Raw genomic sequence first — 20535 nt, forward strand, 5'->3', positions numbered from 1 at the left:
CTGCCACAGGAGAATACCGTGACATCTCATCAGTTATTACGTCTGAAACAGGTTGAAGAAAAAACGGGCCTGAAGCGCTCTCAAATCTATCTGTATATGAAAGACGGCACCTTCCCTCGCTCAATCAAGATTGGCCCAGCCAGTGTCGCCTGGCTCGAATCGGAAATTGACGAATGGATCAATATTAAATTAGCCCGCCGCTCAATAAGCTGAAGGGAGAAAACACCATGATAATCCCGTCACTGAATTACGCCGTTTTAACCGATGCCTTGCATGCATTGAAGGATGGCAACATTCGCTACTGTGAATCGCTCGGATTCACTTTCGACGAAATGAATGCCCTCAACCAATTATCACTAGACGAGCTGTTTATCATCAGTCGGGAGTCTGCGCAGTTTTTGGCTGTGACGGTTCATCACGACGCATTACACCTGCTTCTGGCTAAATCCCGTAAGGAGGTTCTGCAGCAGCAACGTATTAATCATGCCATCCGGCTCGGCGGGTCAATTGCGCTACTCAACAAATATTTTGGCCTCACCTCCAACGAAGTTTGCCTTCGCCGCCGGTTACTGGGCGTCCGTGTGCCTTATGGCCGGACGCCAGAGCCGAACGAAGAGACGGATGCGGCCATCTGGCGGCAATGGCAACAATGCCGGGTGGCCAACCTGGACTCGGCCGATGCGCTGGCCGCCATGATGCAGGTAACGCAAACCCTGCTGCCGAAAGTCGAAGGGTTGTCACTGACCATCGTTTGGAAGCGGATCGCACTTTGTGAACAGGAGACGTCAGACCGGAGGGCCGCACATGCCAGATGAGATCGACCGCGATCAGGAATTTAATGAGCAACGACTGGAGGATATGATTGAACAGAGTCGTTTTAAGCCAGGGTCTACGCCATCATTATTCCATTGTCGTCTATGCGGTAAGCCCATTCCTGAAAAGCGACGGCAGGCACTCCCGGGCATAACCACCTGCACAGAATGCCAGAAAAAACTTGAACGTCGAACACGTTAATAATGGTCATAAAGACATGCAGGAATATTTCCCCTGCATGTCTTTATCATTAACTATGAATATACAGTCGTCTTTATTAACTATTTCACTTACTTTTATTTTTCGCAGAGCTTACCCCCTCCACCACTAATTTATCTCTCTCATTTTAACTTTGAATTTATAGTTTATATACCGCCCCGGATATCTGATCCTGAAAACCTCATTACATAATAGCCACCCGAATGGACGTTAATTCCCCCGGGTCGGGTACTGCTCTTTAAAAATAAGTTTCGGGCTGTCACGAAACCACAATTCAGGGTGCCGCTGAATGTTCTCGCTGACCCGTTAAAACCGGAATGCAGAATTGGGATGTGACATTCATTTAACTCATTGTTGTTTTTATTAGAGGAGGCGTCATGCGAAAACCCATTTATCACGTATTTGTCACCCAGGAAAGTCAGCCCGACCCACAGGGTGAAAAAAACACCTGGTGGACGAAAGTCGGCGTCGCTTTCGCCCATCACGATAAACCCGGACTGAACGTGGTACTGACACCCGGCATTGCCGTTTCCGGAAAGCTGGTGCTCCTTGAGCCCCGGGATGACGGCGACACAACACAGGATACTCATCCCGTTTAACCACCCTTACCCTTTTTCCGGCCCTGTGCCGTCTGATGGCGGTACGCGTTGCCCGGTTTATCATTCCGAGGCCATCATGCTTTCCACCACCGTATTTCTGGCGGCGGCTATGCAGTGCGCCCCCAGCATTCACCCGTCTACGGTACTTGATGTGGCGCGGGTCGAATCCGGTTTGAATCCGTATGCCATCGCTGAAATTCTGCCCGGTGGCAAAGGCGTGATTTCACATTTCCCCACGAGCAGGGATGAGGCCGTCAGCCTCACCGGACGGTTGGCAGCACAGGGCCGACGCTATTCGGTCGGGCTGATGCAAATCACCAGCACCAATTTCCGTCATTACCGCGCGAGCGCCCGTGACCTTCTTAACCCCTGTACCAACCTGTCCGTGTTTGAGCACATCCTCACCGACTGCTACCGCCGCGGCGGTTCCCTCAAACGTGCGCTCAGTTGCTACTACTCAGGAAATTTCACGACCGGCCAACAGCCGGAATCTGCGTTTAACCAGACCAGCTACATCCAGCGCATCGGCTACGCCGTGCCGTCAACGCGGGAAGACCGGCAGCGACTTCCCGCCGAAAAGCTCGTGCCGACAATCCGTTACCCCGCCGCCGTCATGCGTGGCGAGCTTACCGATAACGCCACGCCAGTTCTGACATCCCTGCACTACCCCAACGCCTTGATACGCGGCGCGTTACCCATTCCCGACCCCAGGAGGAACAATGATGAAACGAAAACAGACTGACTGGCCCGCCCTCTCTTCCTTGTTAATGGCAAGCCCGGTGCTGGCAGCAGACAGCGGATTTAATAAAGCCAATGAGACGCTGAGTAACACCTCCACTGGCCTGCTCGGGCTGGCCGCCGTCACCATCACGCTGGCCACCATGTGGGTGGGATACAAAGTCTTGTTTGACGGCAAGAGCCTGCACGACATGCGCAACGTCATCATTGGCGCCATCCTTATCGTCGGTGCGTCAGGTTTCGGTGCCTACTGGGCGTCATAAGGGAGGTAACGATGGCTACGCTGAACAAAGCGCTGACGCGGCCTGCCGCCATAGCCGGTATTCCCCTCGTGCCGTTCGTGATGGTCAGCGGGGCTATCGTCCTGCTGGCGGTTTATGTCAGCTATTACCTGGTATTACTGCTTATTCCCGCCTGGCTGGAGATGAAGGCAAAAGCCAGAACCGATATTCACTATTTCGGGCTGCTCTGGCTGGCCTTTAAAACCCGTGGCCGGTTTGGCACCAATAAACATTTTGGTGCCAATGCCCTGCTGGCAAATCGCTATGACGCTGTCGACGTCTCGGAGTTTATTGAAAAAATGAAGTTAAACGAGCGCGTTACGCTGGAGAAATACATTCCGTATTCCTCCCATATTCACCCGTACGTCATCAGAAACCGCCAGGGTGATTTGGTTGCCAGCTGGGAGCTGGAGGGCACCATTTTTGAATGCGAGGACGAACACCATCTGACGTTAATGGCGACGCATCTCAATAACGTTATTCGTTCATATGAAGGCCTGCCGGTCACTTTCTATCTTCACCGTATCCGGGAAAAATACCACGATGCCTTTGACGCGAATTCAGGTATTCCCTTTTCTGATGAAGTGACCCGGCGGTATTACCAGCCGATCAACGAAAAGCCGTTCTGGCGGCACCGGCTGTTTTTCACCGTCTGCTACGCGCCCTTCTCTCCGCTGGGGAAAAAGGCCATGAAGGCGCAACCGTACGGTAAACGCAAAGCGGCGCTGGATGATGCCCTGAAAGTGATGCTGGAACACCGGGATGCGCTGGCTTCGACGCTGTCCCGCTATACGACGACGCCGCTGGGGATGTATGAAGAAAACGGGCGGGTATATTCCGCCCAGTTGTCCTTTTACCACCGTCTGCTCACCGGCCAGTGGCAAAAGGTGGCGGTCACGCCTGCGGCGTTTTATGAAACGTTAAGCACGCCGGATGTCTTTTTTACCACCGACACCGCCGAGTGCCAGACCGTCGGCGGCTCCCGCTTTTTTCGAAGTCTGGAAATCAAAGACTACTCGCCGGAGACCGCGACCGGCCTGCTGGACGCACTGCTGTATGCCGAAAGCGAGTATGTGCTGACGCAGTCCTTCACCTGCATGGCCCGCGATGAGGTGCAGAAGCATATTCGCCTGGCGGAAAAGCGCCTAACTTCGGCAGATGACGACGCCATTTCACAGCGCGAAGAGCTGATTGTGTTGCGTGACCTGCTCCAGTCCGGGCATGTCTCCTGCGGAAAATACCACTTTTCCCTGCTGGTATCTTCAGACAGCGCCGACCAGGTGGTCAAGGACACCAACGCGCTGGCGCAACCCTTCGCCGACCTCGGCATCATGACGACGCTGTCCACGCTGTCGCTGCCCGCCGCGTACCTGGCGCAACTGCCGGGGGTGTATACGTTGCGCCCCCGTCTGGTGGCCGTCAGCAGCCAGAACTTTGCCGACCTGGCGAGCCTGCACAATTTTCATCCTCATAAACGAAACGGCAATCCCTGGGGCGATGCCATCGCGATACTTAAATCCCCTGGCAGTGGCGGGTATTACCTGAACCTGCACGACAGCCAGAGCGGGCGGGATGACTTCAACGAAAAAACGCCGGGTAATACGGCGATTATCGGTAAAACCGGCTCAGGGAAAACGATGCTGATGACCATGATGCAGCAACTAATGCAGAAGTACCGCAATCCGGCGACGTTCTCTGAATCAGCCCCCCTTAAGCAGCTAACCACCGTGTATTTCGACAAGGACCGGGCGGCGGAGATGGCGATACGCCAGATGGGCGGACGCTACTTCCGTATCCGCACCGGCACGCCCACCGGGTTTAACCCGTTTAAGCTTGCGCCGACCCGGCGGAATATCAGCTTTATCAAACGACTGGTGCGCATGCTGTGCGGCCGCAACGGCAAGCCGCTCGATCCGCGCGATGAGGAGCGGATCAGTGCCGCCGTAGATACCATTATGCTCGACTACCCGCCGGAATACCGCAAGTTCGGTATCACCCGGCTGCTGGAAGTCCTGCCGGAGCCGCCAACCCCCGACGCCCGCATCAACGGGCTACGTATTCGCCTTAAACAGTGGGCGCAGGGCGGCGAGTTCGGCTGGGTATTCGACAATGAGGAGGACACCTTCAATATCAGCGACGTCGAAAATTTTGGTATCGACGGTACGGAATTTCTCGATGATGACGACATTCGCGGCCCCATTACGTTTTATCTGCTTTACCGCGTCACCAGCCTGCTGGACGGTCGCCGGCTGGTGATGTTCATGGACGAGTTCTGGAAATGGCTGGCCGATGTCGAATTCTCCCGCTTCTCGCTCAATATGCTGAAAGTGATCCGCAAACTGAACGGCATCTTCGTCCCCGCCACGCAGTCGCCTGACGAAATCGTCAAGCACCCGATTGCCCCGGCGATTATCGAGCAGTGCAGCACGCAGATTTTTCTCGCCAACCCGAAGGCCAGCAGGGCGGATTACGTGGAAAAGATGAAAGTGCCGGAAAGCGTGTACGACATCGTCAGAAACCTCGATCCGGGTGAGCGATCTATGGTGGTCCTGAAAACGCCGTTACGCGCGGGTGAAACCCGGCCTTTTGTGGCGATGGCGAAAATGGATTTATCGGGCCTCGGGAAACTTACCAAAATGCTCAGCGGCAGCGAAGACAACCTGAAGCTGTTCGACACCCTGTATCTGGAAGGAATGCAGCCTGATGACTGGAAAGCCGCCTTCCTTGAACAAGCCCTGTAATATTCATGACGGAGGTAATAAAAATGCGGTTCAGAGATACCATACTGGCATTATCACTGTTTATTTCCACCCAGGCGATGAGCGCCGGAATACCGGTATTCGACGCCGTACAGAATACCGAATCCATGAATCAGTGGATCCAGAAACTCCAGCAGTGGCAGGAAACCGTTACCCATTACAGAAGTGAACTTGATGCCTACAAGCAGCAATTAGCCACGGCAACGGGCGTGCGTGACGTTCAGGCATTTCTCCGCGAGGCCAAAAGTCTGAAAACCGATATTGATAATCTTCGTCAGCACGGTATTTCACTGGATGACCTGCTGAGCAACCAAAGCGGGTCATATTCGTCTGAACTTAATAGCTTGTATAACAAATATAAAACGTTCGATACCTGTAACCCGTCCAGCGCTTCACCACGCTATCTGGACAGCTGCAAACAGATGATCCTGAATCAGGCCGTAGCGATAGAAAATACGTCCGAGGTTGAAAACAAGATCACGGGCACGCTCGGCGATATATCAGATTTATCAGACCGTATTGCTAATGCGCAGGATTCGAAAGAGTCGCAGGACCTGGCTAACGCCATCGCGGCCAAAAGCGTACAATTAAATGCGCTGACCAGCCAGTGGGAAATGTCAGTCAAACAGGCTGAACAGCGAACAACGCTGCTGGAACAGCAAAAACAGAAAGCCTTTGAGCAACAGCAATTAACTGCGCCCGTTGCCGATCTGAACTCTCTATAGGGAGGTTAACATGTTAAAACCCGTATTAACCTTATGCATCACGTCAGGCATTCTCGTCTTATCCGGTTGTAAAGAGACGAAATCAGAAGCCTGGTATAAAGAACATCCCGATGAAACCTATAAAGTCTATACGCAATGCCTCATGGATGGTGAGGCAAGCGACAACTGCGAGTTTGCGCACCGGGCAGCACTCATGTTTGCCCAGACAGGCAAACCCGGCATCAGGGAAAAATTCGAGACACTGTTTCAGCAGGAAGCCCAAAAAAGAAAATCCGTCACTCAGTAAGATCCCCACCAACAAAAACAGGGGTACTTCCCTGTTTTTATCCCCTGTCTGTTCCTGACTAATGAGAGGCACCATGTCCGGTGGTATTTTTGTTGGTATGGACAAAAACATCATGGATGGATTCAATGCCGTGTTAGAAGGTCAGTCTTCTACCTACGGCACCCTAATCAGTGTGATTATCGTCAGTTCCTTTACCCTATTTATTACGTATCGCGGGTATCAGACCCTTGGCGGCAAACTCCAGACACCTGTTGAAGATGTTGTCTGGGATGTGGGCCGCATGTTGCTGATCACCACCTTTGTTTTAAACCGCGATGGCTGGCTGGATGCCATCATTGCGGCCATTGAAGGGCTTAAGGACGGCATCAGTGGCGATGATAATGTCTGGGCGCTGCTCGACACGGTGTGGGAAAAGGCACAAGCGCTGGGGCAAACGCTGTTCAATTTGGACACTTCTACCTACGTTAAAATGAATGGCGGCTTTGCCGAGGTGCTGGTCTGGGGCGGTGCAATCGTTCTGTTACTGGCTGCAACCTTTGTCAACCTGCTCGCCGAAATCACCATTCTGTTAATGACCACCACCGCCCCACTCTTTATTTTCTGCCTGCTGTACGGTTTTCTTAAACCCATGTTTGATAACTGGCTGAAAACACTATTTACCGCAATCTTAACGATCATGTTCTCTGCCCTGTCTGTCCGGATCGCCATCAACTACCTGAATAAAATACTGGATGCCGCCACAGCAACGTCTGCAGAAAGCAATATGGTGACCCTGGCGGCGCAATGTTTGCTGGCCGGGATTGCCGCAGGCGTCTTGGTGTATTTTTCAGCGAAAATAGCCACTGCGCTGAGCGGTGCCGCCGTGCAGGCCGTGTTACAGGGTGCAGCTATGAGCGGACTGAGCGGGCTGGCGAGCAAATCTGCCGACGTCTCCAAACCCGGCATAAAGACCGGGGGCCGACTGACCGCCAAAGGTGGCATGGCCGCAGCAGCGACAACCGGCAGGTTCATTGCCGCAGGGGCGGGCAAAACCGTGAGCACCTGGCAGAAACGTGCCACCGCCATTGAAAGCATGAAACGCCAGAATCAGCAGCGTCATCGTTAATCCTCCCGACCGCTAATTTCTTTTCTCCGTCACGCCGTGGCCTCTGCCAGCGGTGAGGCCTTCCTGCATTTATCCGATAAGAGGCTTCCATGAAATTCAGCATCTTGCTTCTGGTGCTGTGCGCGCTTACGGGCTGCGCGCAGCATCAGGGCGACCTCCCACCGGTGTCCGGCGATCCCCAGCCGGTTAATTCCCCCGCCATAATTCAGGAGCTGACTCACCATGTCTGATATTCAGCGCATCATCGATGTCTCGCGCTCTTTTGAATCCATCCTGCTGGAAAAGGAAGAGCGCTCCCGCAAAACTGCCTGGCGGGTGGCCGCTGCCGGGCTGATTCTGGCTGCACTGGCGGTCGCAGCCATTATTATTCTGCTGCCGCTGAAAACCACTGACATTGAATTGTGGTCGGTGGACAAACAGACCGGTCGTTATGAGTATATGACCCGCCTTAAAGTGCGGGATATTGCGTCTGAAAAAGCACTGGCCCACTCACTGGCGGCACACTATGTCAGTCTTCGCGAAGGGTATAATTACTTCTCCCTCCAGCGTGATTACGACGACGTACAGTTATTTAACAGCGACACTGTGAACCGGGATTATCTGGACAGGTTTAACGGCGACCAGGCTCCGGACGTTATTTTTAATAAAGCCGAATATGTCGTCTATATCGACATTATTTCTAATGTGCATGCACCTGCCACCGGACCCGATAACCTGGCAACACTGCGTATTAAGCGCACCCTCCGTCGTATTTCTGATAATTCAGTGAAAACGGACTTCTGGAATATCCGCCTCACTTACCGCTATGTCCCGCATCAGCAACTGACGGACAGCCAGCGGGAAGTGAACCCGCTGGGCTTTATCGTCACCAGCTACCAGCGCGATAAAGAACTGAGGAGCGAATGATGCTGAAAAACATCCTGCTCCTGACGGGCTTAATGGTGTCATGCGCGACATGGAGCGCCGCCACCCCGCGCGGCAGCGGCTATGACAGCCGGATGCAGAACGTATCGTATAACAGCCAGAACGCCACCGTGGTGAATACCCGTCCCGGCTACGTCACCACGCTGCTGTTTGACGACGATGAAACTGTGATTGATGCACAAGCGGGTTTTCCAAAAGGCTGGACGGTCACGAAAAGTGATAACCGGGTCGGCGTCAGCCCGAACCCCATAACCCAGCCGGTGACGGACGCCAGCGGCAACAACGTCAGCCAGGTGTTCCTGCCCACGGCAAAGGACTGGAAGACCAACCTCTTCGTGGTGACCTCAAAGCGTGATTACAGCCTGGAGCTGAACGTGCTGGACCACGATTCCCACGCGCAGGCGTTCGTTATCCGTTACCACTATCCGGCCGAGGTTCGCCAGCAATCCGCCGCCGCCAGCGCCGAGCGTCAGACGCAGCAGCGTGAAAGACAGGAGAAGCAGCAGATAGCGGCGGCATTCGGACAGGCCAGCACGCCGCGCAACTGGCGCTACACCAAACGGGTCGCCGCCGGTTCGGTCTCCATCGCACCGGATTTTGCCTGGGATGATGGTCGTTTTGCTTATATCGGTTTTTCCCCCATCAAAACCCTGCCGTCTGTTTTCCGGGTGGTTAACGGACGGGAGCAGGCGCTCACGCCCCGGACAGTTAAGCAGGGTAATTACATTGTGATGGTGGTGCCGGCAGCGCCACAACTGGTGTTGCGTTACGGCACCTCAGTGGTAGGGATCGAAAACGACGGGTTCGGGCGCATCGCGATAACCCGCAGCGACACCGTTTCACCGTCCGTTACGCTGGAGGCCAGATGACCGATAAACCTGTCCCGGACAAGCCGGAAAAAACTACCGCAGAGCGGGAAGCGGAAGCCCGCGAACGCGCCCGTGCGGCAATGGCGTATCAGGAGCCGGAGCAAAGAACACCGCCCGGCCAGCCGGAAGTGACCCGTTTTCGTAAGGCATCCGGTCGCCGCACGCTGACCGTCAGCCTGCTGAGTCTGGCGCTGGTGATCGCCCTGGCATCCGGCGGCGATCATCTTTTCAGTGCATTGAAAGAGGGTAATGAGAAAGAAGCCGACACCTCGCCGCCGACCTCCGCCGGGAAGACGCTGCATGAGCGTCAAAATCTGGGCATGGACAGTAACCCGTTTGGCCTGTTCGGGCCGCACACACAGGACGAAACAGACCCTGCCCGCCAAGCCGTCACTCCCGCACCCACCCTGCCACCAGCCCCACCCGCTCTGAACAAGGCAGCCGCACTGGCTGACGGGCTGAACAACGCCCGAACAATGCCGGGTGATAATGCACGCACGTCCCCGGGTGAAATGCGTAGCAACGCAGAAACGTCCAACAGTCCGTCATCATCCACGACGTACACATCCTGTCCGTCAGTACTGACCAGGGGTAAAGATGGCCGCCTGCGCTGCCCGGAGACTGCCTCGCCGGAAACGGGTAATAACGACAATCCGGGCGTCGCCCGTGTCACCGGCGTCAGACGGCTGGGCCTCGATCCTGATCTCTATATCCCGGTGGACCGCTATATCCCGTGTTCGATGATGTGGCGCTTCGTGTCCGATGTCGCGGGGCATATTTCCTGCCTGGTCAGTGAAGATGTTTACAGCGCCAGCAACCATGTGACGCTGATCCCGGCGGGAACGGTCGCCCGTGGCATCTACCGCACCGGGGCGCTGCAACACGGACGCAGCAGGATGTTTGTGCTGTGGACGGAGCTGCGTACGCCTGAGCCCGGCAGCCTGCAAATCCCGCTAACTGATACGCAGGCCAGCGGCCCGCTCGGCGAGGCGGGGATCTCAGGTTGGATCGACAATCACTTCTGGGAGCGCTTCGGCAATGCCCTGATGCTCAGTACCGTGCAGGACGTGGCTGCGGCGGCGTCGGATGCTGCCCCGGGGAAAGACCGCAATACCGACTACACCGAAAACACCCGCGCCGCCACGGCGGAAATGGCGAAAACGACGCTGGACAACAGCATCAATATCCCGCCCACCCTTTACCTGAATCAGGGTGATGTCATCGGGATCATGACCGGCACCGACATTGATTTCTCATCCGTCTGGCAGCTACGACTGAAAAAGAGGTGGTATGAACGCTGAAAACCTGTCGCTGGATTTTATGAAAAAACAGCTGTTTGGTGAGTTTATTGCGCAGGACGGCCTGACGGAAATTGCCGTTAACCGGCCGGGTGAACTGCATACCAAAATTCGGGGGAAATGGCGAAGACATGAAGCCCCCATTACGCTGCGCCAGTGTTACGCCTTTGCCAGAGCGCTGGCGTCGTGGCAGGACGATAATATCGACGACACCTCGCCGATCCTTTCCGCCACGCTTGAATCAGGCGAGCGCATTCAGGCCATTATTCCCCCGGCCTGTGAGCGTAATACCGTGTCTATTACCCTGCGCAAACCCTCATTCGGGCAGAAAACGCATCAGTCATGGATTGATGCGGGATTTTATAACCGGGTGACCGGTAGGGAGCGAACGGAAGGCAAAGATGTTGAACTGACCCGCTACTATCAGAGTGAGGATATTCCCCGCTTTATGGAAAAAGCGGTGGAATACGGCAAGACGATTTTTATCGTCGGTGAAACCGGGTCCGGTAAAACCACCTATATGAAAACGCTGCTGCACTCGATTCCCCGGCACCTCAGGCTGACCACCATTGAGGATAATCCCGAAATCCGGCTCTATCACCACACCAATTATGTCCATCTCTTTTATCCAGCGGACGCCGGGGATAATGCCATTATCACGCCCGGCAGACTGATACGCGCCAATTATCGTATGAACCCTGACCGGATATTACTGGCTGAAATTCGCGGTCGGGAAGCCTGGGATGCCCTGAAAATCGTCGGTTCAGGGCATGAGGGATTGATAACCTCCCTGCATGCGGGCAGCCCGGAAGAATGTATCGAAGGGTTAATTGACCGCTGCTATGAAAACCCCGACTGCCGGAACATGCCTTTCGAAGTGCTGTTACGCAAGTTGCTTAAGAGCATTGATGTGATAGTCAGCATTGATATTCACGGTGACATACGCCGGATGAGTGATGTTTATTTTAAACCCCTTCATCTCAATGACATGAGAGGTGTATTCAGCAAAGGACTCCAGTAAATAACATATCCAAATACGCTACCCTAGTTTAAATGTGAAGGTGACCGAAATGAAAAAAGTAATATCCTCCGCTTTATTACTCAGCGCTATGGCGTCATATTCCACCTCCGTCATGGCCGCTGACGCCTGTGAAGTGGTGTTATGCATGTACGGTAAAGCCACCGGGAACGGCGGCGGCAATGAATGCCATTCGGCCGAACGAGCATTCTTTAACATAGTCAAAAAGAACAGGCACGGTTTTCTGCCGGACCATACTGCCGATGCCAGAAAATCGTTTTTACTTGAATGTGATTCGGCAGACCCCGCCATTATCAGCCAGATTATCAATAAATTTGGCCGCATTCGTGGTTAATTAGCGGAGGTTATCTTTATGACGAAACCGGGTTTTATTCAGCATCCCTGGACACATCAGCGCGGAGATTCCATGCGCGCAGCCTGTGTTATTGAGCACATTGAAAATGAGTCGATGCACGGATGCGGCCTTTATTATGAAATATATCACTACCGGGTTATATGCCGGTTATTGCAATTACTGCAAACGCTGAACGGCACCGACAGAATAACGCTGACAGAAGAAGCTAACCGTCGAGGGTTTACGCTTGATGAAACCAGCATTAAAGAAAGTCGTCAGTGTTATTCCGACATCATCAGGGAAATCCGCGAGAACCAATATTAACCCCTGCTATTATTTTATTCTCAGTTCTCAAACGACAGCGGAATATTTCAGCCGAATCAGGCTTAAGGCGTGGCGGTTTTCAGGTTTTTACGGTCTAGCACATTTTTCGCGAATTAAGGAGTGAAGAAATGCGGGCCGTAAAAATGAGGCAGCGGACAGAATTATTTTCGCGGGTTAAGGAGCGAAAATAGTTCAGGCACCGCGCCTCACCGGCAAACAGCCGCGCCCACGCGGATTTTGCCGGCCGGGGGGAGCCGAATAAATTTCGCCGCCCCAGCGAGCGAAAAGCTGTCGCCCACGACAGCGATTTATTTGGGGGGCACAGCCCCGCACACCGTCGCGGCTAAGTCTCCGGCCAAAAGCCGGTAGCGTGGCGCGACCACCCTCTTTAAAGGTCAGCTTCCCTTTTATTCCCGCTGCGAGGCACGAGCAAAGGGAAGAAAAAGGCGAAAGCGACCGTCTTAAAGGGGGTGGTCGCGCGTAGCGTGCGACGGTGTGCCGCCTTTGACCTCGGGGGTTTTGACGCGGCGTCCAGCCACGACATTACCCCCATGCGACAGGCAATAAGGGCGTCCAGCCCGCATGTACTGGCGCACGCCGTTTGGTGCAGGGAAGCATGCTTTCCTGCACATGGTCGCACAGCGGCCACCTTCTTTACCCCATACACTCGCCCCGCCTTTTCGCCCGACACCGTGGGGCGAATTGACGGGGAGATGTCATGGGGCGAATAGCTGACGAAGGAGGCACGATGATTTTAAATAAGCTTGCCGCTTCACTGTCGCCGATAGTGAACGGGATGCTGGCGCTGCTCGCTTTTGTACAACAGCAACAACTGATACTGGCGTTATTAGCGGGGCTGACGATGCCGTTTTTTGCGTCGATGAAAAGCGATGAACGGCAGAAAGCGCCGCTCTGGAAAAAGCTGATTATTGCTTTTTCCCTGCTGTGTTTTCTCTATGGCACACTGGCCCCGATAGTTATCGGATCCTTTCAGTGGCTGTATAAAATAAAACTCACCAGTGATAATACAGTACTGGCCTGGTCAGTACGGATTGTATTCACTGTAACCGGGATTATTTTTCATATTATGCTTCGTCGGGTATTCACGCCGGAACTGGATAGAATTAAGAAACGCCTTGTTAAAAAGACCACCCTTGAACGGGAATTACGTACTGATGTCCGCACCGTGAAATCCCTGCTACCGGAAACTCTGCATTATAACCCACTGGATTATATCGACCTGAATAAAGGAATCTTTACTGGCATGGACAGGGAGAATGAACCGATGTATCTCCCGTTAAAGGACTGGCAGAAACAACACGCGGACATTATTGGCACCACCGGAGCCGGTAAAGGGGTCGCAGCTGGGATATTGCTCTACCAGAGCATTCTGGCCGGTGAAGGTGTCTTTGTTATGGACCCCAAGGATGATGAATGGGCTCCACACCTTTACCGCAAAGCCTGTGAGGATGCAGGCAAGCCTTTTGCCTTAATTGACCTGCGAAAACAGCAATACCAGTTAAACCTGATTGAAGATATTACGCCCGATGAACTGGAAGAACTGTTTGTTGCAGGGTTCAGCCTTGCGGAAAAAGGACAGGAATCTGACTTTTATCGCATTGATGACCGAAAAGCCGCGCGTATCGCCGCGCATTTTGTCAGCGATAATCCATCGGCAACACTCCGGGATGTTTATAACGGTGATTATGTTCAGGGTATTGCTGAAAGAATCAAAGCATTTTTCGGCAAGATTGAGGAACTGGCATTACTCAATGCCGTTAATTCACCGAAAGGTTTTTCACTCAGGAAAATATTTGATGAAGGTGGTTGCTGTTATGTTGTCGGTTCCATGCGAAACAGCAAAATTATAACCGCACAGCGGATGCTGCTGGTTCGCCTTTACCAGTTAGCAGAAAGGCGCGACCGTGTAACAGACGTCCCCCGCCCCATTGCTGTTTATCTTTCCGAACTGAAATACCATTTATCCAGACCAGCGCTGGAAGGTCTAGGTGCGGCGCGGGATAAAGGTGTGCATATTATTATGGACCACCAGTCCATCGCCGATTTAAAAGACTGCCCGGCAGATTTGAAAGGTGACGCAGTTGTCGGCGCTGTGGTAGAAAATGCAAAATTCAAGCTGGTATACCGGGTTATGGACCCGGATACAGCGGAATGGGTGGCAAGAATGTCAGGCACGATTCTGGTGGATGACGAACTCCGTAAGGCTAAGACGGATAATATGCTGACGGAAACCATCGACAGTGAGCGCACAATCCGCCAGGCCGAACGTTTCTTTATTGACAGCAATATGATCCTGAACCTGCCCGATTTTGTCAGCTTTATCTTTACGACAAAAACGCTACCTTCTGCTTCACTGATCTCGCCGATAAAGGTCAGAAAGCGTCAGCTAAAAATCTTTTCGGTTTCCCCTGATATTGCCGCAGGGGCAGCCCCGGTGAAGATCATGCTGGATTTTGGCGAGGATGATAAACCAGCCATGCGGGATGTGATGACAACGCACCCGGCTCTTTTCTTCGACGAAATAGAAGTAAAACCGGTAAAGCCGAAACCTGATGATGAAGAACACCTGTCCCCGCAGGATTTTTAAGGAGCGGTTATGCTGATTTCGTCCTTTCACGAGCGCCAGACGCGTAACAACGAAAAAATAAAACAACTGCTGAACTTCCTGAAAGAAGAAACTTACAGTGATTTTAAAACGCTGATGCTGTTATTTGGTTTCCGGGATCATAAGTCGCTTTATTCGCTGTTGGCAAAAACGGAGCGAATGGGGTTAATCCAGAAGCATATGCTTGAATCACGGACAATCAAGATTTCATTATGGGGGATCACCAGCGACGGGCTAGCGGTGGTGTTAACCCCGAATGATAAAATCTTTCCTGCGCGGTTTGAACCATCAAAAATCACCGGCTGGACGCTGGAGCACCATCTTGATAATCAGGCCGCCAGGCTTATTCTGGAGAAGAAAGGCGCTTCGGGATGGATTAACGGCGACCGGGCCACCTTTCTCAGCCAGTATCAGGTAAAACATCGCCCGGACGGATTACTGACGCTGCCCGACGGTAACGTTATTGCCATTGAAACCGAGCGCCGCCTGAAAACCCGAGCCCGCTACCAGTCGATTATTGCCAGCCACCTGCTGGCCCGTACCCGCAAGCAGTGGATTTACGTTTTTTATGTTGTGCCTGACCCACAGAAAAAACGGGCACTTGAACTGCTGTTTGACAGCATCAAACATGTCATCATCAACCATCAGCACGTCCCGCTGGAAGAACGTCACCGCCGGGTATTTCGCATTTATACCCTTGATGAACTGAAGCGCCTGTCATTAGACAGTTATACGTAAGCTTTGACTCAGGCCATCGTGATGGCCTCACCGGGCTGGCGGCGATACCGCCAGGCCGGAAATTTTTTATTCCACTGCGAGGCGCAGACTGTTCGGTACTCGCGGTGCTGCGTTCCGCCTCAGTCTGCGCCTTGCAGCGTTGCCGGTTAAAAACCATGTAACCGCACTCCCTTGCGGTTGTCCGGCTCCGGACTCAGAGTTTATTCATCAGATAACAATGCGCTTTAGAGGCGGCGCTGGCCGCTTTGAAAATATAGCGCTTGTCGTTTTTCAGCGCTTTCAGCCAGGAAGCAATATAGCTTTCATGTTGTACTTCGCCATCAATCCCCAGATCCGCCATCAGAAAGGCACTTCCCAGCTCCGCCACCAGTTCTTCCTCTGCATAATCCGCACTGCCAAACTTCCCTTTCATTTCACGGTTCAGGCGTTTTTTGCCACCACTCCAGTGGACAAGCTCATGCAGACCGGTAGCGTAGAAGTTAGCCGCATCAGCGAATAGATGGCGCTCCGGTAACCAGACTTCATCAGTTGATGGGCTGAAAAAGGCGTTTTGTCCTTTCTCAATGATTTTTGCGCCGCTCTTCCTGAACAGGTTTTCAGCATCGGGCAACGAGTCAAAGGTTGCTTCCGGACTGCCCGTTTCAGTTGTCAGGGGCAAACCGTCGATTTGCTGAACGTTAAATACGGTAAAGGTTTTCAGCATCGGGATATGTTCAACGTCTCCGGCGTCGTTTTCCTTTTCGAGTGTGGTGTAGAAAATGGCTGTTGTGCCACGTTCACCCTTACGAACCTGTCCACCTGCTGCCTGTGCCTGTTTGTAGGTCATCCAGCGGTAATCGCTGAAACTCTGTTTAGATGCGCTGCACCACAGCAACATGATATTCATGCCACTATAAGCCGCACCAGTGGCGTAATTGGAAGGTAGACCAGACATGCCATCTACACGCTGCCACGGGCAGGACCACGGTTTTACACCGGCTTCCAGCGCTGTAATGATGTTGTCAGTAACAGTCTGGTAAATGTCGGTTCTGGTTTTAGAAAATTTCGTTTTTGAGGAGCCTGACGGGTCCAGCGGGGATACGCTGGTCGCCGCTGCGGTGTTAGGGGCGCTCGTCCGGGAGGTATGCAGGGAAATCGTCATGTTTTTTTCTCCGTCAGTGTGTGATTTTCGTCTTCGTATCGCCTGACGGTTCGCTTTCCCGACATCGTTCTGTCCTGCAAGGGCGCAGCATGCGTGCCATTTACCCTTGCAGGACGGGTTGTGTTGGGAAACGATTAACCAGAAGCTGATATGAAGAACGAAAAGCTCACAGGAGAAAAACTTGCCCCTATATAGCCGGGCTTAGCGCCCCTCAGTTGCAGCGGTGAAAGGGGTTTGGGGTTTGGGGTTTGGGGTTTGGGGTTTGGGATTTGGGATTTGGGATTTGGGATTTGGGATTTGGGATTTGGGATTTGGGATTTGGGATTTTAGATATAGTATAAGCATAACTGGCAGAGATTAATATATTGTTCCTAAGGAGGAAATAATGAACTGTAGGTGATTATTTTACAACCAGCCTTTAAAAGGTATTCTAAATATGTGAAAATCTTTTAGTTGATCGCAAATTCACTTGAAATTCCAATTTTTCAGTTAGAATAATCAATTTAAAACCACCACTATAGTTATATGGTGTTATTATAAATTGACTCTGATCTTATAATTAATTGCATTCCATTAAAAATAATTCCGTTCCGCATGAAAGCGTGTGGCTTGAGTCTTCGCTATATGCCACCTTCCCTTTGCATTTGCCTCACCGAGGCGACTCCACACTGCCGTTTAACTATCTAATAAACTAGGATTTTTACTGGAATACCAATCTTCGCCATCATCACTTTTTAGAGCATGACTTAATTTAAAAATGGTGTTATAATCTTCCGTTAAAAGATTACAAATAATTGAGAGAAAGGGGTGTGAAAATCGTGGTTGACTACAGAGATCTGAATCTTAACCGAGAAAACCTTGATCTCAATATCCAGAACTTTCTGGAATCTCACGGCTATCAGCTTGATGGAGATATACAAACATTTCCCAAAAGGAAAAGGGTGGTTTTTGGCTCTACTGGGTCGGAATTCTCAACTGTTGATTTTCACCTCAACCATACAGGTACAACTACGATTCAGTGGAAACTAGGTAAAAATCAACCAGTTGGTGAAACACTTGCTTCATATTTAAGGGATACAATCGACCCAGCAGAATTTGAAAACGTCAATTATTCATTGAAAGGAATAACTACAGAATCATTCGATCCTATATTAGAATGCGTTTTGGAGGCTGGTGATATTGAACTCAATCTCTTACGTGATGAGGACAACTGTAAGCAGGTAACGCTGAAAAGTATTGCACATCAAGACCACTTAACTCTCACTCACCATCGACGCACAAGAGTTTTACAAATACAGGGTAAACCTTTGTCATGTTATCGTCGTGTTATTTTCATGCTTACAGATTTACTGGATCTCAAAGGATTAGAACAAGTCTTATATCGTAAAGATGATAGTAGCGCTGAGATAGTTAGAAAGGAGATGGCCGATGACTATATAAAAACGGCATTTCCTAGAAGCTATGAACTCTTACCTGAATCAGTAAAAAAACTGCTAATCTCTAGCTGTTGTGTGAAATTAGCCTCACCACAGTTACCAGATTATTGCCTATTACTCTATCCGGACCTACGGGCTCTCGAAGGAGTGCTGAAAGAGCAGATGTGCATTTACAATATGTCTGTTGAAGATGCAGAACATGGTTTTGGCGACTTTTTTGATATCAATCGTGGGTTATGTACTTTAAAACCTCAATACAGTGCAATGGTTAGAAATATAGGGATGCAGGATGCTTTGAATAACGGCTATACATTCTATAGGAAACATCGTCATACACTTTTCCATATGGAAGAGTTTGCAGATGGCAGTCGCATGATAGATACCCTTGAAAAGGCAATAAGTTTATCTAAAAACACATATTCTGCGATCGATAGCTTATATACAGCGAGAATGTGAAAATTATGATTCAAAAAATACGCATTATTGGTGAAATAGCTGTTATAACTGCCACAGCGGATTTTCACCCTTTGCGTCAATTAAAAGGTCTGGCAATTGAACTCGATCAACTTGGTTTTGAGGGTGTAGTGCTGTTTGACCTATTAGCTGTAAATGGCTTAGCAGAGAACCGCTTTGCATCTATGAAATTTACCAATAGAAAATTTGTTCGTTCCTCGTTCGTGCTAGAATCCAATGTAAATCCAAGTATCAAAAATGAACAGGATGCTTTTGCTAAACAAGATCAGACATTTCTACTTGGGAGCGTACTCTCATCCACTGAGATTGAAAAGTTCACACACTAATCCAGCCGTTTTTTCCTGATCACCTCACATAGATTCTTCAATACTTACAAAAATAAAAACATATCATTTTCAATACAATAGAGAAACACAGATTATCAAATCTTTTATGTTAGACCGCTAATCAATGCCCCACACCAGAAGACCAATGTTAAAACTATGGAAGTAAGAAAAATTTTATGTCCATTGTGATGAAAGTAACCTGCAAGTATTATAAACTGTACATTAACTAACTGAATTAGAAGATTAAGGTAAGGCATTGAAATCAGTTAAGTGTAAGAGCAATGGAGAGAAAGCCCCAGTAGCACAAGCCTTTACCCCAGAGGCTAGCTTAAAACGCAAAATACGCTCACATTTTACACAACTGGGGTTTCAAAAAGGGCCGGATGGAACACTAGTTCGTCCTGAGTCAGGAAAAGAATCTATCCGTCAACTGCACAGCGCTCAACGTGAAGAACGTCTACGCTCCTCTGAGCAATTTATATCTGAATTCTTGCCAAGTGCCATACCATATTTTGCCAACGGAAATGAGATTGATCCAACTAAGATTCGCTTATCATTGATAAAAGTTTCTGCGAATTCGTTCGAATCCAAACTCTTTAGGGCAGCATCTTTAACCTGGTCTGTTCCAGTATCAAATGGTTACGGTCGCCGCATGCGGTACCTCGTGTGGGACAGAGGGCATGACCGACTTGCTGGAATATTTGCATTAGGAGATCCAGTTTTTAACTTATCTGTACGTGATAATTTAATCGGATGGACATCTAATGATCGATCAAGTCGGCTAGTTAACATACTTGATGCTTACGTTCTTGGAGCGGTTCCCCCCTACAATATGCTTTTAGGCGGTAAAGCGATTGCCTGTTTAATCCGCTCACGAGAAGTTTATGACGATTTCCTACGAAATTATGGTTCAACGACGGGCATTATTTCTGGTAAAGATAAATACGCTCACTTACTCGCAGTAACAACAAGTTCTTCCATGGGGCGTTCATCACTTTATAATCGACTGAAGCTAGATAGCATAAGTTATTTTGAACCAATCGGTTATACCGTCGGCTGGGGGCATTTTCATATTACCGATGAGTTATTTGGGGAGATGCGTGAATATCTTCGACTCGCAGAGCACCCGTATGCCGATCAACATTGCTTTGGCGAAGGCTCAAATTGGCGGCTCAGAACTATCAAAGCTGCCCTGAAACAACTCGGGATTAACCAAGCGGTTTTACGTCATGGAATCCAAAGAGAGGTATTTTTCTGCCAGCTCGCTGAAAATGCAAAAGAAATTCTCGCGACTGGTAGGGGTACACCCGACCTTTCAACCTTAAAAACTATTGATGAAATATCTGAACTTGCGCGTAAGAGATGGATTGAACCGCGAGCTCTAAGGCAGGGTTATTATAAGAACTGGAGACGGGACGATATATCCTTACTAATTAAAGGATTAAAACTGGACGTAATAACTAGTAAAATTGCCTAAAGGA

23 protein-coding genes are annotated in these 20535 nt (G+C 50.8%); 22 read left to right on the top strand and 1 reads right to left on the bottom strand.

Features of this window, described 5'->3' with window-relative positions; genetic code table 11:
• Positions 1-18: 18 nt before the first annotated feature.
• The 19 genes from NUX24_RS13255 to mobC all read left to right on the top strand — a co-directional run bounded on the left by NUX24_RS13255 (position 19) and on the right by mobC (position 15677).
• Positions 19-213, top strand: a complete 195-nt coding sequence (locus tag NUX24_RS13255; protein ID WP_032699280.1) for an AlpA family transcriptional regulator — start codon at positions 19-21, stop codon at positions 211-213.
• Positions 214-227: 14 nt separating this feature from the next.
• Positions 228-815: a DUF2857 domain-containing protein gene (locus NUX24_RS13260; protein WP_044613673.1), complete on the top strand. Its 588-nt coding sequence runs from the start codon at positions 228-230 to the stop codon at positions 813-815.
• Positions 805-1014, top strand: coding sequence for a TraR/DksA family transcriptional regulator (locus NUX24_RS13265; RefSeq protein WP_044613674.1), 210 nt, complete (start codon positions 805-807; stop codon positions 1012-1014). The genes NUX24_RS13260 and NUX24_RS13265 overlap by 11 nt, the downstream gene beginning before the upstream one ends.
• Before the next feature lie 395 nt (positions 1015-1409).
• Complete coding sequence (locus NUX24_RS13270) at positions 1410-1631, top strand: hypothetical protein (protein ID WP_044613675.1); 222 nt, start codon at positions 1410-1412, stop codon at positions 1629-1631.
• Positions 1632-1707: 76 nt separating this feature from the next.
• Positions 1708-2373: a lytic transglycosylase domain-containing protein gene (locus tag NUX24_RS13275; RefSeq protein ID WP_044613676.1), complete on the top strand. Its 666-nt coding sequence runs from the start codon at positions 1708-1710 to the stop codon at positions 2371-2373.
• Positions 2354-2632, top strand: coding sequence for a TrbC/VirB2 family protein (locus NUX24_RS13280; RefSeq protein WP_032699349.1), 279 nt, complete (start codon positions 2354-2356; stop codon positions 2630-2632). The genes NUX24_RS13275 and NUX24_RS13280 overlap by 20 nt, the downstream gene beginning before the upstream one ends.
• A gap of 11 nt (positions 2633-2643) precedes the next feature.
• A complete protein-coding gene (locus tag NUX24_RS13285; protein ID WP_044613677.1) occupies positions 2644-5391 on the top strand; it encodes a VirB3 family type IV secretion system protein in 2748 nt (915 codons plus the stop codon).
• Positions 5392-5414: 23 nt separating this feature from the next.
• Positions 5415-6134: a type IV secretion system protein gene (locus NUX24_RS13290; RefSeq protein ID WP_044613678.1), complete on the top strand. Its 720-nt coding sequence runs from the start codon at positions 5415-5417 to the stop codon at positions 6132-6134.
• Between the two features lie 10 nt (positions 6135-6144).
• Complete coding sequence (locus NUX24_RS13295) at positions 6145-6420, top strand: EexN family lipoprotein (RefSeq protein ID WP_050888043.1); 276 nt, start codon at positions 6145-6147, stop codon at positions 6418-6420.
• Positions 6421-6493: 73 nt separating this feature from the next.
• Positions 6494-7525 (top strand): type IV secretion system protein, encoded by a 1032-nt coding sequence (locus NUX24_RS13300; RefSeq protein ID WP_032699265.1) that lies wholly within the window; start codon positions 6494-6496, stop codon positions 7523-7525.
• Between the two features lie 89 nt (positions 7526-7614).
• Complete coding sequence (locus tag NUX24_RS13305) at positions 7615-7755, top strand: hypothetical protein (RefSeq protein ID WP_015696803.1); 141 nt, start codon at positions 7615-7617, stop codon at positions 7753-7755.
• Entirely contained in the window at positions 7748-8431 is a 684-nt protein-coding gene (locus NUX24_RS13310) for a virB8 family protein (protein WP_044612901.1), read from the top strand. Before NUX24_RS13305 ends, NUX24_RS13310 begins: the two co-directional genes overlap by 8 nt.
• Positions 8428-9318 (top strand): P-type conjugative transfer protein VirB9, encoded by an 891-nt coding sequence (gene virB9 / locus NUX24_RS13315; protein WP_374693106.1) that lies wholly within the window; start codon positions 8428-8430, stop codon positions 9316-9318. Before NUX24_RS13310 ends, virB9 begins: the two co-directional genes overlap by 4 nt.
• A complete protein-coding gene (virB10, locus tag NUX24_RS13320) occupies positions 9315-10619 on the top strand; it encodes a VirB10/TraB/TrbI family type IV secretion system protein (RefSeq protein ID WP_044612900.1) in 1305 nt (434 codons plus the stop codon). The genes virB9 and virB10 overlap by 4 nt, the downstream gene beginning before the upstream one ends.
• Positions 10609-11637, top strand: coding sequence for a P-type DNA transfer ATPase VirB11 (gene virB11, locus NUX24_RS13325; RefSeq protein ID WP_044612899.1), 1029 nt, complete (start codon positions 10609-10611; stop codon positions 11635-11637). The genes virB10 and virB11 overlap by 11 nt, the downstream gene beginning before the upstream one ends.
• Positions 11638-11686: 49 nt before the next feature.
• A complete protein-coding gene (locus NUX24_RS13330; protein WP_044612898.1) occupies positions 11687-11989 on the top strand; it encodes a TrbM/KikA/MpfK family conjugal transfer protein in 303 nt (100 codons plus the stop codon).
• Between the two features lie 18 nt (positions 11990-12007).
• Positions 12008-12313 carry a hypothetical protein gene (locus NUX24_RS13335; RefSeq protein WP_044612897.1) on the top strand — a complete coding sequence of 102 codons (306 nt, stop codon included), beginning with the start codon at positions 12008-12010 and terminating at the stop codon, positions 12311-12313.
• 748 nt (positions 12314-13061) lie between these two features.
• Positions 13062-14921 carry a type IV secretory system conjugative DNA transfer family protein gene (locus NUX24_RS13340; protein ID WP_110195069.1) on the top strand — a complete coding sequence of 620 codons (1860 nt, stop codon included), beginning with the start codon at positions 13062-13064 and terminating at the stop codon, positions 14919-14921.
• Between the two features lie 9 nt (positions 14922-14930).
• Complete coding sequence (mobC, locus tag NUX24_RS13345; protein ID WP_110195070.1) at positions 14931-15677, top strand: MobC family replication-relaxation protein; 747 nt, start codon at positions 14931-14933, stop codon at positions 15675-15677.
• 193 nt (positions 15678-15870) lie between these two features.
• Here mobC and NUX24_RS13350 read toward each other — a convergent pair whose 3' ends face one another.
• Positions 15871-16818 carry an ArdC family protein gene (locus NUX24_RS13350; RefSeq protein WP_257832098.1) on the bottom strand — a complete coding sequence of 316 codons (948 nt, stop codon included), beginning with the start codon at positions 16816-16818 and terminating at the stop codon, positions 15871-15873.
• Between the two features lie 809 nt (positions 16819-17627).
• Between NUX24_RS13350 and NUX24_RS13355 the strand changes: the two genes are divergently transcribed.
• From NUX24_RS13355 to NUX24_RS13365, 3 genes are all read left to right on the top strand, one after another.
• Positions 17628-18710 (top strand): type II toxin-antitoxin system RnlA family toxin, encoded by a 1083-nt coding sequence (locus tag NUX24_RS13355; RefSeq protein ID WP_211751104.1) that lies wholly within the window; start codon positions 17628-17630, stop codon positions 18708-18710.
• A gap of 5 nt (positions 18711-18715) precedes the next feature.
• Positions 18716-19054: a type II toxin-antitoxin system RnlB family antitoxin gene (locus NUX24_RS13360; protein WP_060854645.1), complete on the top strand. Its 339-nt coding sequence runs from the start codon at positions 18716-18718 to the stop codon at positions 19052-19054.
• A gap of 256 nt (positions 19055-19310) precedes the next feature.
• Positions 19311-20531, top strand: a complete 1221-nt coding sequence (locus NUX24_RS13365) for a Druantia anti-phage system protein DruA (protein ID WP_095101392.1) — start codon at positions 19311-19313, stop codon at positions 20529-20531.
• Positions 20532-20535: the final 4 nt, after the last annotated feature.

Origin of the sequence: Enterobacter sp. HG048, from assembly GCF_024702055.1 — a bacterium.
GTDB lineage: Bacteria > Pseudomonadota > Gammaproteobacteria > Enterobacterales > Enterobacteriaceae > Enterobacter > Enterobacter dykesii.